This is a genomic window from Corynebacterium sp. AOP40-4SA-5 (assembly GCF_052377355.1).
Taxonomy (GTDB): Bacteria; Actinomycetota; Actinomycetes; order Mycobacteriales; family Mycobacteriaceae; genus Corynebacterium.
The window spans coordinates 12602-27047 of sequence record NZ_JBQSWS010000007.1 but is presented as its reverse complement, the minus strand read 5'-3'; the positions used below and the strand labels follow the sequence as shown (position 1 = coordinate 27047).

The window sequence follows — 14446 nt, the reverse complement described above, 5'->3', positions numbered from 1 at the left end:
CGGGTACAGTCTGCGGGTGACGGACCGCTGAGCGGTCCCTGACCGACACGCCCCGGATCATCACCGGGAAACCTGAACTTTTGGAGAGTCATCGTGACCCCTACAACGGTCGCCGCGCCCCTGGACCTGCCGTGCGGCACCACGCTGAAGAACCGCCTCGTCAAGGCATCGACGAGTGAGGGACTGGCCGCCGCATCGTGGGGCCCGTCGAACCAGCACCTCGACCTGTACCGCCGCTGGGCGGACGGGGGAGCCGGCCTGGTGATCACCGGTGCCGTGATGGTTGATGCCGAGCACCGCGCGGATCCGGACAGCGTGGTCGTCACTGACGACCGGCACCTGGACAAGCTGCGTGCCTGGGCCACGGCGGGTACCGCGAATGACACGGAACTGTGGATGCAGATCGACCATCCCGGACGGCAGTCGCCGCGCAGCATCAACAAGTTCCCCGTCGCCCCCAGCGCCGTGCCCATGTCTGGGCGCATCGCCCGCTATTTCGGTGAACCGCGTGAACTCACGGTCTCCGACATCGAGATGCTGGTGTGGCGCTTCGGCTACACCGCCCTGATCGCCCGGGAGACCGGCTTCACCGGCGTGCAGATCCAGGCCGGCCACGGCAATCTGATCAGTGAGTTCCTGTCCCCGGCGTCCAACCTGCGCACCGACGAGTACGGCGGTGACCTTGACGGGCGCATGCGCGTGCTGCTCGACGTCTACCGCGCGGTCCGCGAGCAGGTGGGGGAGAGCTTCCCTGTGTCGGTGAAGATCAACTCCACCGACGGAATCCCCGGCGGCTTCTCCGAGGACGAGTCCCTCGAGGTCGCCAAGAAGCTCTCCGAGATCGGCGTGGACGTCATCGAGATCTCCGGTGGCACCTACGTCGAACCGCTCATGCAGGGCGATGAGTTCGATGCCAGCGGCGCAACCGGGGAGATCTTCTTCGGCGACCACGCCCGTCGTGTCCATGAGGCCATCGACACCCCGGTGATGGTCACGGGCGGATTCCGGTGCGCCGCCGACATCGAGAAGGGTCTCGAGGAGGGCATGGGCGACCTCATCGGCATGGCCCGCCCCATGGTGTTGATCCCGGAACTTGCCAACGAGATCATTGTTCACGGTAGCCGCGAGCGGGTGCGTCTGCCCCGCCTCACGACCCACCTGAATTCGCTCGATGACGTGACCGAGTCGCTGGTCGGCACCGCCTGGTACCAGATGCAGATGGACCGCATCACCGACGGACGTTCCATCGGTGGCGACGGGCTGGCTGCGCTGTGGACCGTGGCGAAGCGCCACGGGGTACGCTCGGTCCTCCCACGCCGGAAGTAAATCAAGGAGGACCACGATGCCGGACGCACCGACGCGACGTGCCTACGACGTGGTCCTGCTGGGTGCCACCGGCTTCGCCGGTGGGCTCACCGCCGACTACCTCGCCGCGAACCTGCCCGAGGGCGGGCGCCTGGGCCTCGCCGGACGCAACCGGGACCGGCTCGAGGCGGTGCGCGGGCGGCTCGCCGGCAGCGGCCGGGAGATCGGCCTGCTACACGCCGACGCCACCGACCCGTCCTCCCTGGCCGACGTCGCGCGGTCGACGAAGGTCGTGGTCAGCACCGTGGGCCCGTACCTCGAGTACGGGGCCGCGCTGGTCGGCGCCTGCGCCGAGGCGGGGACGGACTACGTCGACCTGACCGGCGAACCGGAGTTCGTCGACCGGATGTTCCTGGAGAACGACGCCACCGCGCGTGCCACCGGCGCGCGTCTCGTGCATTCCTGCGGCTTCGACTCCGTACCCCACGACCTGGGGGTGCTCTACACCGTCCGGCAACTGCCGCAGGGGGTCCCGACCGAGGTCCGCGGGGTGGTGCGGACCAATGCGGAGTTCTCCGCCGGCACCCTGCATTCGGCGTTGACCCAGATGTCCCGGCTGCGTCCCATGGCGCAGACGGCGTCCGAACGTCGGCGCGTGGAGTCGCAGCCGGTGGGGCGCCGGTCCCGGCTGCGGACGGGGTGGCCGCGTCGTGACCGGGTCACGGACACCTGGCTGATCCCGTTGCCCACGATCGACGGCCAGGTCGTCGTGCGTTCCGCACTGGCCCGCGAGGAGTACGGGCCGGAGTTCACCTACACCCACAACGCGGGGGCGAAGCGGTTCAGGACCGTTCCCGTGTCGATCCTGGGCTTCGTCCTGGGCGTGGCGGCGATCCAGGTGCCGCGCCTGCGCCGCGCCGTCGCCGGACGCTTCATCGCAGGTGAGGGCCCGTCGCAGGAGCGCCGCGACGGTTCCTGGTTCACCGTCGACGTGGTGGGCACCGCCGGTGGACGCACCGTGCACACCCGGGTGAGTGGTGGGGACCCGGGCTACACCGAAACGGCCACGATGCTGGCGGAGTCCGCCCTGTCGTTGGCCTTCGACGACAACCCGGACGTCGCCGGGCAGCAGACCACCGCCGCGGCGATGGGGGACAACCTCATCGACCGGCTCACGGCGGCCGGGATCAGCTTCGAGACGCTTTCCTAGATACCCGGGCCGCTGTCGGCAGGTAGTCTCGGGCCGATGAGCACACCCAGCATCCGGATCACCCTGACCAGCGTTATCGTCGACGACACCCGCAAGGCCGAGGCCTTCTACACCGACATGCTGGGCTTCGTGAAGAAGCACGACATCCCGCTCGGGGAGGGGCCGGACGACCGCTGGCTCACCGTGGTCTCCCCGAAGGACCCGGAGGGCACCGAGCTGCTCCTGGAGCCTTCCGGCCACCCGGCGGCGGCGCCGTTCAAGGAGGCGCTGTACACCGACGGCATCCCGTACACCCAGTTCAGCGTGGACGACGTGACCGCCGAGTACGACCGACTCGTCGCACTCGGGGTCCGCTTCACTCAGCCGCCCCTGGAGATGGGGGACGTGACCACCGCCGTGCTGGACGACACCTGCGGCAACCTCATCCAGCTGGTGCACCAGGGCTAGGCACCAGGGCTAGGCACCAGCGCTAGGCACCAGCGCTAGGTGCGGGCGGACATGCGGAAGACCCCGCACCGTCCGAGCTCGTGAAACGAGGCGGGGGACGGTGCGGGGTCTTCTCTTCGGGGTGGCTGACGGGACTCGAACCCGCGACACCCAGGATCACAACCTGGTGCTCTACCAGCTGAACTACAGCCACCATGCATGCACAACGGCAACCAGGCCCGGCGTCGTTGCTGCAGCGGGATTCATACTAAACCACCTGTGGCCAGCGCGCCAAACTGAGTGCACACCCCGGCCCCGACATGCCCCGAGGTGGTCTGAGTTTTTCTCGGGGGGTTCCGGGGGCGGTGTACGAAAGCTAGGCTGTCCTGTCATGGGAAAGGTAGAGAGGTCGGCCCCGTCCCCGCTGGATGAACGTGCACGCGGCGTCGTCGAGCGACTCCACCGAAGGAGCACCAGACAGATCCTTCCCAGTCTCCTGCCGGTCCTGCGCGAGACGGTGAAGGCCCGCCTACGTCACGGCACGTGGGACTCCACGCAGACGGACTCCGGCAAGGAGATGCTGGCGGACAAGATGGTCGCGCTGGCGCCGGAGAAGGCCGCCCTGTGCCACCTGTTGTGCCGCAGCTCCGGCGCGGCCACGGTCGTCGAGATCGGAACGTCCTACGGTGTGTCCACGATCTACCTCGCCGCGGCCGTGCGTGAGACCGGCGGAGTGGTCATCGGTACCGAACATGAGCCGGGGAAGGTGGAGGACGCCGAGCGGAACCTGCGGGACGCGGGGCTCGGGAAACACGCCGAGATCCTCGCCGGGGATCTGCGCGAGACCCTCCCGGAACGACTGGCTCTCCTCGCGGCGCAGGGTGGGGCGGTGGACTTCGTGCTGATGGACATCTGGATTCCCATGGCACTGCCCGCGTTGGAGATCGTGGAACCGTACCTGCGACCCGGCGCACTCGTGGTGTGCGACAACGTGGTCACGGGCGCCAGGGAGTACGCGGACTATCTGGAGCGTGTCCGCCGGTCCGGCGGCGGCTTCGTGTCGGTGACCGTTCCCGGACAGGGCGGCACCGAGGTGTCCATGAAGGTGTGACCCTGTCGCAGGGCTCAGACCGGGCGGGCCTCGGTGGCTTCGTCGGCGGAGATCTTCGCCTCCGCGTTGGTGGGGCCGGGGGAGGGGACGAACAGGGCCCGGCGGTAGTAGTCGAGCTCCCGGATGGACTCGCGGATGTCCGCCAGTGCGCGGTGCTGCATGCCCTTGGCCGGCTGGTTGCTGTAGGCCCGCGGGTACCAGCGGCGGGCGAGCTCCTTGATCGAGGAGACGTCGATCATGCGGTAGTGCAGGAAGCCGTCCAGGTCGGGCATGTAGCGGGAGATGAACTTGCGGTCGCTGGCGATCGAGTTGCCGGCCAGCGGTGCGGCACCGGCGATCGGCACGTACTTCTTCAGGTACTCCACGACCTGGGCCTCGGCGTCGGCGACGCTGACGGGGCTCTGCCGGATCTGCTCGGTCAGTCCGGAGTCGCCGTGCATCTTGGTGACGAAGTCGTCCATGCCGGCGAGTTCCTCGTCGGTGGCGTGGATGACGATGTCGATCCCCTCGTCCAGTGCGTTCAGCTCGGCGTCGGTGACGACCACGGCGATCTCGACGAGCACGTGGCGGTCGGGGTCGAGCCCGGTCATCTCGCAGTCGGCCCAGACGATCCGGTCGTTCTTGGCGATCTGGTTCGGTGTCATTGCGGTGTTGTCCATTCCTTCTGGCCTCGAGTTCTTCTAGTCCTGCGCCATGCGTGAGTACGCCGCTCCGAACAGCGGTGCGGTGAGGCGACGGGGCACGTAGGTGGAGATCACGTTCGCGACCTTCGACAGCCCGCCGGGCACCACGCGCAGCTTGTTGGCGGCCAGGGCGTCCAGCGTCTCGGTCGCGCAGTCCGGGTAGGTCGTCCACACGAAGTCGGGGGTCGCCCGGTCGACGATCGTACGCTCGGCGTCCTCCTTGACCTCCTCGCGCACCGGCCCCGGTGCGAGCAGGGTGCAGCGCACGCCGGTCTTCCTCAGTTCGTAGTGCAGCGCCTCGGTGAAGGTGTTGACCATGGCCTTGGTGCCCACGTAGGTGGCGTTGTTGGGGATCGCGGCGTTGCCCGCGACGGACCCGACGTTGATGATGCCGGCGTCCCCGCTGGCCACCATGCCCGGGATGACGGCGGCGGTGAGGTCGAACACCGCGGTGGCGTTGAGCTCGAACTGCACCTTCTCGTAGGACGGATCGAGCGTGCGGAACTGGCCGAAGGTGGCCACACCGGCGGAGTTGACGATGATGCTGACGTCGCGTCCCGTGAGCTCCTCGATCAGGACGCCGCGGGCGTCGGCGTCGGCGAGATCGCAGGGGCGGATCTCGACGGTGACGTCCGGACGGGAGGTGGCGAGGTCGTCGCGGATCCGCTCCATCGGCCCGCTGGTGCGGGCGACGAGCAGGAGGTTGTGGCCGCGACGTCCCAGCTCAGAGGCGATGGCCTGCCCTATTCCGGACGAGGCGCCGGTGACGACGGCGACCCTGTCGGGGCCGGGTGCGGGCAGTGCGTGGTGACGGGGACGACGGAACACGGTGATTGGACTCCTGAACGGGCTGGCGCGGCGCGGGTGTGATACCCGTCCACGTTACATGGGAGCACGGTGGCCTCCCGGGAGTTGAGGACCCGCGGCGGGACGTCCCGTGTGCTGGTGGGCGTGGTCGCGGGAGGCTGGCCGGCCTGCGGTGTGGGAAACGGGGGTGGCGACTGTGTGTTCCCCGACTCAGTTGACTACGGTAGGCGGGTCAAGCGCGCGGGCGGGGGTGACTTTTTACAACATCGTCACCCCCGCATTCAGCCCCGCCCCGCGTATCATTAGCCCCGGGATACTACCAGGTTTACCCTGGAGCTGACGTTCACTGCCCCGAGAGAGGACACACCATGTCTGCCAAAGCCGGCGAGGACGCTAAACCGTCTGAGCCTGAGAAGCCGTCGGGCCCGGTCGCTACCGAGTCCACCCAGTCCGCAGAGCCCACCCAGCCTGCCGAAGGTCCCGAGAGTGCTGAGGCCGCCGACACCGAACGGAAGTCGAACCGCAAGCGGTTCATCGGGCTGGGCGTCGGCATCGTCCTGGCCGTCCTCATCTACCTCCTCTTCCCCTCGAACGGTGTCGACCTCGTCAACGACGCGTACCCGGACGACGAGAACGGACCGTTCGAGCTCAGCACCATGGCCGTCACCGCCGCGGTGATGGTGCTCATGGGCGCCTGGTGGATGACCGGGGCCCTGCCCCTGGCCGCGACCGCGATGGTGCCGCTGGTCGTCTTCCCGATCCTGCAGGTCGCCCCCATGGGCGACGTGTCCGCCCCGTACGCGGACCCGACGATCTTCCTCTTCATGGGTGGTTTCATCCTTGCCCTGGGTATCCAGCGCTGGGGTCTGCACCGTCGGATGGCGCTGCTGGTCGTCTACGCGGTGGGTACGAAGCCCAAGCAACTCGTGCTCGGCTTCATGCTGGCTACCGGGTTCATGTCCATGTGGGTGTCGAACACGGCGACTGCCGTGGTCATGCTGCCGATCGGTATCTCGGTCCTGTCACTCACCGCCGACCGTGTCGGTGGCTGGGAGAACCAGAAGAAGTTCGCCACGGCCCTGATGCTGGCCATCGCCTACGCGGCCTCCATCGGTTCGCTGGGTACGATCATCGGCACCCCGCCGAACGTCTTCATGGCGTCCTACATGTCCTCCACGCACGGTATCGAGATCGGCTTCGCCCGGTGGATGATGGTCGGTTTCCCGCTGGCGCTCGTCTTCACGTTCCTGGCGTGGTTTGTCCTCGTCACGGTCTTCAAGCCCGAGATGAAGGAGATCCCCGGCGGCAAGGAGCTGATCCGCAAGGAGATCGACGACATGGGCAGGATCTCCCGGCCCGAGGTCATCGCCGGCATCATCTTCCTGTGCACCGCCGTGGCGTGGATCAGCATCCCGCTGCTCGCCGAGTACGTGGAGTGGTGGTCGATCACCATCGCCGACGCCGCGATCGCCATGGCCGCCGCCGTGCTGATGTTCATCGTCCCGGTCAACAACCGTGGCACCCGCGTCATCGACTGGGAGCACGCCAAGGCCCTGCCGTGGGATGTCCTGATCCTCTTCGGTGGCGGACTGTCCCTGTCTTCGATGGTGACCGCCTCCGGCCTGTCGCTGTGGATCGGTGAGATGGTCAAGGGGCTGGAGGCCCTGCCGATCGTGCTCCTGGTCGTCGCTATCACCGCCGTGGTCCTGGCGCTGACCGAGTTCACCTCGAACACTGCCACCGCCGCCACGTTCATCCCGATCATGGGTGGCGTCGCGGTCGGCATCGGGCTGACCGGCGACGGCATGATCAACGTGCTGGTCCTCGTCATCCCGACGGCGCTCGCCGCGACCTGTGCCTTCATGCTGCCGGTGGCCACGCCGCCGAACGCGATCGCCTACGGGGCCGGCTACGTGAAGGCCGGGGACATGCTCAAGGGCGGTATCTGGTTGAACATCGTCGCGGTCTTCCTCATCACGATCACCGTGTTCGCCCTGGCCGTCCCGGTCTTCGGGCTGACCTTCGGCTGACCCCTCGGCTGACCGGAGCGCCCCACCCGGGGCGTTTCCCTGTGGGGGGAGCTGCATAGTAGCGTCAGGCAGTGAGTGCCAGGCTATGCAGAGAGTGAGCGGATCGTAATGCCCCCCGAAGCAGTTTCCCCGACCTCGGGGGCCACGCGCTCGCCAGACGTCGACGCCGGCCCGACCGGGGAGGACGGGACAACCGGCCGGGTGGGTGGTGCCGGACGGATCGGCAGGGTCGGGTGGGTGGACGCAGCCAAGGGGCTGTGCATCCTGCTGGTCGTGAGCGGCCACGCGATCATCACGCTCAACAACAACGGCTACGCCACCGGCGCCTGGGAACACATCAACATGTTGATCGGCCCCGTGCGCATGCCGTTGTTCTTCCTGTTGTCCGGACTGTTCGCGGCGAAGGCGTTGTCGGAGAGCTGGCGGAAGTTCGCGGACCGTCGGGTGTGGATCATGGTCTGGCTCTTCGTCCTCTGGGTGCCGATCCGTGAAATCTGGCTGTCGCTGATCCCCGACACCAACGTCGGCCACAGCGGGGACATCCCCGCGCCGCGGGGAGCGGACCCGCAGAACTGGCTGCCGATGCTGGAGAACATCGGACGCTCCGTGCTGGGGCCACCGTCCTACCTGTGGTTCCTGTACGCGCTGGCGCTGTTCGCGGTGCTGTCGAAGCTCACACGCCGGGTTCCGCCGGTGGTTCAGATCGTGGTGGCCGGTGCGGTGAGCATGCTCAGCCCCATGGCGGGATTCGGCTGGCCGTGGAACGACATCCTCCACACCTACGTCTTCTACCTCCTGGGAATGTACGCGGCGCCGTGGATCCACCGCATGGCCCGGATGCGCTCGTTGTGGATCATCGGGGGCTCCACGGCCCTCTACACCGTGGTGGCCCTGTGGGTCGACGCCACCAACGACCACTTCCTCATCGGGCTCAACGGTCCGTTGAAGGTCTTCCTGGCCTCGGTGGGGATCATCGCGGTGATCAGTGCGTTCTCCTACATGGAGTCGTGGCGGATCATGGTGCCGTTCAGCAAGGTCGGTTCGCGGACGCTGCCGGTGTTCCTGATGCACATCATGGTGCTCGCCACGGTCATCTTCGTATTCAACCTGCTGCTTCCGGCGGACCCGGGGCTTCCGTTGCAGCCGCTGATCCTCGGTGTGATCGCGGTGGTGCTGAGCCTGGGCCTGCACAAGGTGCTCACCGCGAGCGGGTTCGCCTGGCTCTTCAGCCGGCCGCAGTGGCTGCGGCGCCGATACCTTTCGGTGGAATAAGACCTGTTAGTATCCTCATGGAATCAACCCTGACTTTTCCTGAGGATCTCTATGCCCCGCAATCCGCGAACGCGCGTGGCTGCCGCAGCAGTGGCCGCCGTCCTGCCCCTGTCCGTCCTCGGCGCGTCCCCCGCGGTCGCCGACGAGTCGTCCGTCGCTTCGGGCCAGACGTCCGCCGTCCCGACCTCGGCGTTCAGTGGCACCGCGGACATCGTCACCCGTTTTGATTCGCGCTCGGAAGCAGAGGGCGACGGCTACGTCGGGGAGTCGAAGGCAGGCTGGCGCGACTACGTCTACGACGCCGACGGTGGGGCGAGGTTCGAGCGCCTGGAGGAGCTCAAGGTCACCTCCGAGGCGATGGACGGCCGTGAGATCCCGGTGGTCACCATCAGGGCGAAGAGCGAGAATGCGCCCACGATCTACCTGCTCAACGGTGCCGACGGTGGCGAGGGCGGGGCGAACTGGCTGAAGCAGACCACCGCCGTGGACTTCTACGGCAAGCGCACCAGCGACGTGAACGTGGTGATCCCGATGGCCGGGCGCATGTCGTACTACACCGACTGGCAGCAGCCGAACGACACGCTGGACACCGACGGCAACGGCAACGGCGGCACGCAGATGTGGGAGACGTTTCTGACCCAGGAGCTCCCCGGGCCGATCGAGTCGCACCTGAAGGCCAACGGCAAGCGGGCAATCATCGGCATGTCCATGACCGGGTCCACCTCGCTGGTCTACGCGCAGAAGTACCCCGGCTTCTACGACGCTGTCGGCGCATACTCCGGCTGTGCGGCGACGTCCGGACGGTTCTCCGCGGCCACCCAGCTGATCCTGGACCGTGGGAACGCCTCGTTCGAGCAGATGTGGGGTGACCCCAACGGCTCCGTCGCCCGCGAGAACGACGCCCTGGTCAATGCCGACAAGCTGTCCGACCAGCACAACATCTACGTCTCCTCGGGCACGGGACTGCTCGGTGAGCACGACGTGACGTCCGGCGACGTCCTCAACGGCAACGGGATCGGCATGATCGTGCCGATGACCGAAGGTTTTGCCATCGAGGCGGGCAGCAACGTGTGCACCCAGCTGCTGAAGTCGACGACCGACCAGGCCGGCATCACCGAGGACTCCAACAACCTCGTCTACAACCTGCACCCCACGGGCACGCACCAGTGGGCCTACTGGCAGGACGACATGTTCGAGTCCTGGCCCGTCATCGCCAAGGGGCTCGGCTTCAACGAGGACGACGCCCGCGGGCAGACCGAGAAGGCCAAGGCCGACTACCTGGAGGCCAACCCGGGCAGGGGTGCGGAAGGCTCCACGCCGACCTCGTCCCTGCAGTAGAGCCTCGGCAGCGGGGATGGCGACGCCGCGTCACGCGGTCAGAGTCACCCTGTCCAGCGCCCGTTTCCTGCACAGTTCGCATTCGCGCCGCTGGATGACCGTGAATGGAGCTGTCGCCTCCTCCTGGATGGTCTCCCACTGTCCCCAGACGTGGCGGCACTCGTCGAGTTGCTTCGCTGCCGCCTGCTGGACGGTCCGGCGTTTTCTCCCGAACCCCTCGATCGTTCCGTTCGACTTCTCCTCCATCGAGAGGACGAGCCACATCGTCAGCCAGGTGACGAGAGCGGAGATGGCTGCCGAGAGGATCATGCAGGTCAGGAACATCGCCATGGCCTTCCTGGCAGTGCGGTGGGGTTCATCATGGTGGTGGTGCGCATGGCGGTCCTCTCATCTGGTTGCTCCGGTAAAACAATCATAGGGGAGGGGACGGACATGAACGTGGTGCATGCCGGCGGCGCTGCCCTGCGCATCGAACGGAGCGTCCGGCTATTTAACCGAGCAGGTACATCAGGCCGCCTTGGGCGGTCTTGTTGAACTGGATTCTGGCGTTGTTTCCGCCACTGCAATTGGCGTAGAAGGGGTCGGTTCCGGAGTTGCAGCTCAGCGTGTACGTCTGCCCGGTTGCAGGACTGCTCGCGGTGACCGTCGTTTGTCCCCACGGTGGCGTCACTGTGGCGTCGGGGGCGACGCCCGGCTCCCAACTGCCTGGGTGCAGGGCCTGCTGTGCGACGTTCATCGCGAAACCGCAGCTCGTCGCACTGCCGGCGGTCACCGTCACACCGTCGACCGTGCCGCATTCGGTGCCTGTCTGATCGGGGGAGGCGGTGTCCGTCTGGGGCAGGCTTCCGCCGGATGTTGCGGACCCGCTGCTGTCGCCGCTGTCGCTCGTGGCGCCGGGGAGGTCCGGATTCGGACCGTCGCCCTGGTCGTCTGCGCCGTCTGCGTCGTCAGCTTCACCGATGTGGTCCAGCGCCGACCTGTCGTCGGTGGACGTCCACTGGATCTCGGCCTGCTCGGCATCGAGGTCGGAGGGGATCTGGTCGATCCTGTACTCCCATGTCTGCCCCTCGACCATCTGGTCACCCTCCAGCGACCAGCGCGACGTGACGTACTGGCCGTTGCCGCTGCGGCCGAGTGTCTTGAACACTCCGTTGTGCTCGGCACTGGTGTGGAATCCCGCCCGGCTACCGCCGCCGGTTGCGGCACCGTCGGCGAAAAGTTGGTCTGTCTCGATCAGTGACCCATCTGCTACGGCGAAGACCTTGGAGATCTTGAAGGGATCTCCGATCGCCGCGACCAGCATCTCTGGGGTGTCATCGCCGTCGATGTCGACGAGTGAGTACTCGAACTCGCCGGTCGAGTCGTAGAGCGGAGCGGCGTTGTCCTCGTCGGTGAAACGGTCGTTGTCGAGGTTGAGGCCGTCCAGGGCCTCGTTGTAGAGGTCACGGAGCTCGGCGTTTGGGTCGTCGGCATCGGTCGTGGTGTCGGTCGGCGACGTGGCGTCCGAGGTGCTGCCGGCATCGTCCCCGCAGGCGGCGAGGGTGGTCAGTGCGAGCGCTGCGACCACGGCGGTGGTGGTGCGGGTCATCGTGGTGAACAAGGTGAGTCTTTCGTGGGGGAAACGTCTTGTGGGCGATCATAAACGTTACCGCACTAAAACTCAGGTTCGGCGGGGAAAGATACCCAGGATCCTCGCCGACCCGTTGCGGTGGTGGCCGGGGTCGTCTCGCCTCGAACGGGAAGAAGCTCCGGGGTGGACCGACAGTGTGCGGCGAGCATCACCGTCCGGGCGTCCTGCGTTGCAACCCACACCGCGCTCCGGTGCTCGGGTAGCAATACGAAAGCCGCCTCCCGCACGTCCGTGCAGGTAGGCGACCTGTGTAGTGCCCCCGGCAGGATTCGAACCCGCGACCGACCGGGTAGAAACCGGTTGCTCTCATCCACTGAGCTACGGAGGCTTGCGCTAGTCATCGTAGTGCACGCCAGGCCACGGACACGGAATCGGGGTACAGGGGTCACGGCTAGTAACGTTCAGGGCATGTCCGACGCGGCCACCGCCACCGAATCAGTCAGCGGATCCCCGACAGGGGATCCGCAACGTCCGTCCCGCCCCTCCCGTCCTGCCGGACGGATCGGCTCGCCAGTCGCCATCTACGTCATCGCCGCCGTCATGGCCGGGCTCGTCGCCGCCGTCATCAGCGACGCCTTCCTCGGCCAGTCGCTCGCGGCGCTCGGCATCAGCGACCCCGGTCCCGTCACATCCTGGGGCGTGCCGTTGGTGCGGGGGACGGGCACCGTCCTGGCGTGCCTCGGCGTCGGCTCATTCCTCATGAGCGCCTTCGGCGCGCAACCGGGGAAGGACGGCTACCTCGGCCTCGACGGCTACCGGGCGTCCCGCACGGGCACCTGGGCGATGGCCGGCTGGGCGTTGTGCGCCCTGCTGCTGGTCCCGCTGTACCTGTCCGACCTCTCCGGCCAGCCGCTGAAGGACACGCTGCGTCCCGACATGTGGGGTGTCGCGATCGCGCAGGTCTCCACCGCCAAGGCGATGCTCTGGATCGCCGGCATCGCCGGCGCGGTCGCCGTGCTGTCCCTGTTGACCAGGCGGTGGATCTGGCAACCGGTGTTCTTCGTCCTCTCGGTGGCGTCGTTGATCCCGATCGCCCTCGAGGGGCACTCCGCCGCCGGCGGCAACCACGACTACGGCGTGAACTCGCTGCTGTGGCACATCATCCTGTCGGCCATCTGGATCGGCGGGCTGATGGCCCTGGTCGCGCACGCCGCGCGACGTGGCCCCTTCCTCGCCGAGATCACCCGGCGCTACAGCTTCGTGGCATTGTGCGCGATCATCGGCATCGCGGCGTCCGGCCTGATCAACGCGGGTATCCGCCTGTCGTTCTCCGAGTGGTTCACCACCGACTACGGCCGTGTGATCGTGGCGAAGGCCGTGCTCACGCTCATCCTGGCCTTCCTCGGCTTCGCCCACCGGCGCTGGACGGTGCCGCAGCTCGAGGCGGCCGAGGCGTCCGGTGTGAAGGCCACCGCCTGGTGGCGGCGTCACTTCGTCCGTCTGGCGCTGGTTGAGATCTTCGTCATGGCTGCCACGGTCGGCGTCGCGTTGTCGCTGACCCGCATTCCGCCACCCGTCGAGGCCGTCGCCGACATCACCCCGGCCGAGCTGATCATGGGCTTCGACGTCTCCGAACCCTTCAGCCTGGCGGCGGTGCTCACCAACTGGCGCTTCGACCTGGTCTTCGGCACCGTCGCCCTGCTGCTGCAGGCGGTGTACATGTGGGCGTGGATCACGCTGCGACGCCGCGGCGTGGAGTGGAAGACCAGCCGGCTGGTGTGGTGGACGCTGGGTAACCTCGTGCTGATCTTCGTCACCTGCTCCGGACTCGGCATGTACTCCATGGCGATGTTCGCCCCGCACATGCTCCAGCACATGGCGCTGACCATGCTGATCCCGGTGTTCTGGGTGCTCGGCGGTCCGATGACGCTGCTGCTGCGCGCGCTGCGCCCCGCCGGACGCAACGGTCTGCAGGGTCCCCGCGAGTGGCTCGTGGTCTTCATCAACAACCCCGTCTCACGGTTCCTGACGAACCCGATCGTGGCGTCCTTCCAGTTCGTGGTCGGTTTCTACGCGCTGTACCTGTCGGACCTGTTCAGCGACCTGGCCTCCGAGCACGCCGGGCACCTGTTCATGATGACCCACTTCCTGATCTCCGGATACCTCTTCTACTGGGTGGTCATCGGCGTGGACGCCGCGCCGCGCCAGCTCAGCCCGTTCATGAAACTGCTGATGACGCTCGCGTCCATGGCCTTCCACGCCTGGTTCGGCATCGCGATGATGCAGATGGCGCAGCCACTGGCGGAGACCTACTACCTGTCGCTGCAACTGCCCTTCGACGTGGACCTCATGGAGCAGCAGCACACCGGCGGCGCGATCGCCTGGGGGCTCAGCGAGCTTCCCCTGCTACTGGTCAGCACGGCGCACGCGGTGCAGTGGCTGCGCCAGGACCGCAAGGAGGCCGCCCGCTACGACCGCAAGGCCGAGCGCGACAACGACGCCGACCTGGACGCCTACAACTCCATGCTCGCCGGCCTCACGGAAGGACGCGACGACGCCGCGGACGCCTACTACCGCACCGAGTACCGCAGCGAGGAGGTGCAGGGCTACGTGCACTCCGAGAAGGCCAAGCGCGAACAGCGGCACCGCGGCCCCGGCGAGTCCTAGCAGGTCACGGAATTCGCAGGGAGGCTG

At 67.3% G+C, this 14446-nt stretch carries 12 protein-coding genes and 2 tRNA genes; 8 read left to right on the top strand and 6 right to left on the bottom strand.

Annotated elements, in window-relative coordinates; genetic code table 11:
- The first annotated feature begins 93 nt into the window (after window positions 1–93).
- From ACT3S3_RS05845 to ACT3S3_RS05835, 3 genes are read left to right on the top strand one after another with little or no spacing between them, the layout of a single operon-like run.
- The gene (locus ACT3S3_RS05845; RefSeq protein ID WP_301442545.1) at window positions 94–1326 is read left to right on the top strand and encodes an NADH:flavin oxidoreductase/NADH oxidase family protein; all 1233 of its coding nucleotides are present in this window, start codon (window positions 94–96) and stop codon (window positions 1324–1326) included.
- A gap of 16 nt (window positions 1327–1342) precedes the next feature.
- Window positions 1343–2515, top strand: coding sequence for a saccharopine dehydrogenase family protein (locus ACT3S3_RS05840; RefSeq protein ID WP_301442544.1), 1173 nt, complete (start codon window positions 1343–1345; stop codon window positions 2513–2515).
- Between the two features lie 51 nt (window positions 2516–2566).
- Window positions 2567–2962, top strand: coding sequence for a VOC family protein (locus tag ACT3S3_RS05835; protein ID WP_301442558.1), 396 nt, complete (start codon window positions 2567–2569; stop codon window positions 2960–2962).
- A gap of 120 nt (window positions 2963–3082) precedes the next feature.
- Here ACT3S3_RS05835 and ACT3S3_RS05830 read toward each other — a convergent pair.
- A tRNA-His gene (locus tag ACT3S3_RS05830) sits at window positions 3083–3155 on the bottom strand.
- Between the two features lie 177 nt (window positions 3156–3332).
- Between ACT3S3_RS05830 and ACT3S3_RS05825 the strand changes: the two genes are divergently transcribed.
- Window positions 3333–4052: an O-methyltransferase gene (locus tag ACT3S3_RS05825; protein WP_301444131.1), complete on the top strand. Its 720-nt coding sequence runs from the start codon at window positions 3333–3335 to the stop codon at window positions 4050–4052.
- A gap of 14 nt (window positions 4053–4066) precedes the next feature.
- On the opposite strand, the gene orn is transcribed toward ACT3S3_RS05825, so the two are convergent.
- Together orn and cmrA are read right to left on the bottom strand one after the other, a co-directional pair.
- On the bottom strand, window positions 4067–4696 hold the full coding sequence (orn, locus tag ACT3S3_RS05820; RefSeq protein WP_441579073.1) for an oligoribonuclease: 630 nt from the start codon (window positions 4694–4696) through the stop codon (window positions 4067–4069).
- 36 nt (window positions 4697–4732) lie between these two features.
- Window positions 4733–5563, bottom strand: a complete 831-nt coding sequence (cmrA, locus tag ACT3S3_RS05815; protein ID WP_301444133.1) for a mycolate reductase — start codon at window positions 5561–5563, stop codon at window positions 4733–4735.
- A 347-nt stretch (window positions 5564–5910) separates the two neighbouring features.
- On the opposite strand from cmrA, the gene ACT3S3_RS05810 reads away from it, so the two are divergent.
- The 3 genes from ACT3S3_RS05810 to ACT3S3_RS05800 all read left to right on the top strand — a co-directional run bounded on the left by ACT3S3_RS05810 (window position 5911) and on the right by ACT3S3_RS05800 (window position 10182).
- Window positions 5911–7572, top strand: coding sequence for an SLC13 family permease (locus ACT3S3_RS05810; RefSeq protein WP_444626435.1), 1662 nt, complete (start codon window positions 5911–5913; stop codon window positions 7570–7572).
- A gap of 108 nt (window positions 7573–7680) precedes the next feature.
- A complete protein-coding gene (locus ACT3S3_RS05805) occupies window positions 7681–8844 on the top strand; it encodes an acyltransferase family protein (RefSeq protein WP_441579072.1) in 1164 nt (387 codons plus the stop codon).
- 75 nt (window positions 8845–8919) lie between these two features.
- A complete protein-coding gene (locus ACT3S3_RS05800) occupies window positions 8920–10182 on the top strand; it encodes an alpha/beta hydrolase (RefSeq protein WP_441579071.1) in 1263 nt (420 codons plus the stop codon).
- A gap of 30 nt (window positions 10183–10212) precedes the next feature.
- On the opposite strand, the gene ACT3S3_RS05795 is transcribed toward ACT3S3_RS05800, so the two are convergent.
- The 3 genes from ACT3S3_RS05795 to ACT3S3_RS05785 all read right to left on the bottom strand — a co-directional run bounded on the left by ACT3S3_RS05795 (window position 10213) and on the right by ACT3S3_RS05785 (window position 12140).
- On the bottom strand, window positions 10213–10512 hold the full coding sequence (locus ACT3S3_RS05795) for a hypothetical protein (protein WP_301442316.1): 300 nt from the start codon (window positions 10510–10512) through the stop codon (window positions 10213–10215).
- A gap of 160 nt (window positions 10513–10672) precedes the next feature.
- Window positions 10673–11770: a hypothetical protein gene (locus tag ACT3S3_RS05790; RefSeq protein WP_444626434.1), complete on the bottom strand. Its 1098-nt coding sequence runs from the start codon at window positions 11768–11770 to the stop codon at window positions 10673–10675.
- A gap of 296 nt (window positions 11771–12066) precedes the next feature.
- Window positions 12067–12140, bottom strand: a tRNA-Arg gene (locus ACT3S3_RS05785).
- Window positions 12141–12220: 80 nt separating this feature from the next.
- Here ACT3S3_RS05785 and ACT3S3_RS05780 point away from each other — a divergent pair.
- Window positions 12221–14419, top strand: a complete 2199-nt coding sequence (locus ACT3S3_RS05780; protein WP_444626432.1) for a cytochrome c oxidase assembly protein — start codon at window positions 12221–12223, stop codon at window positions 14417–14419.
- Window positions 14420–14446 lie beyond the last annotated feature (27 nt).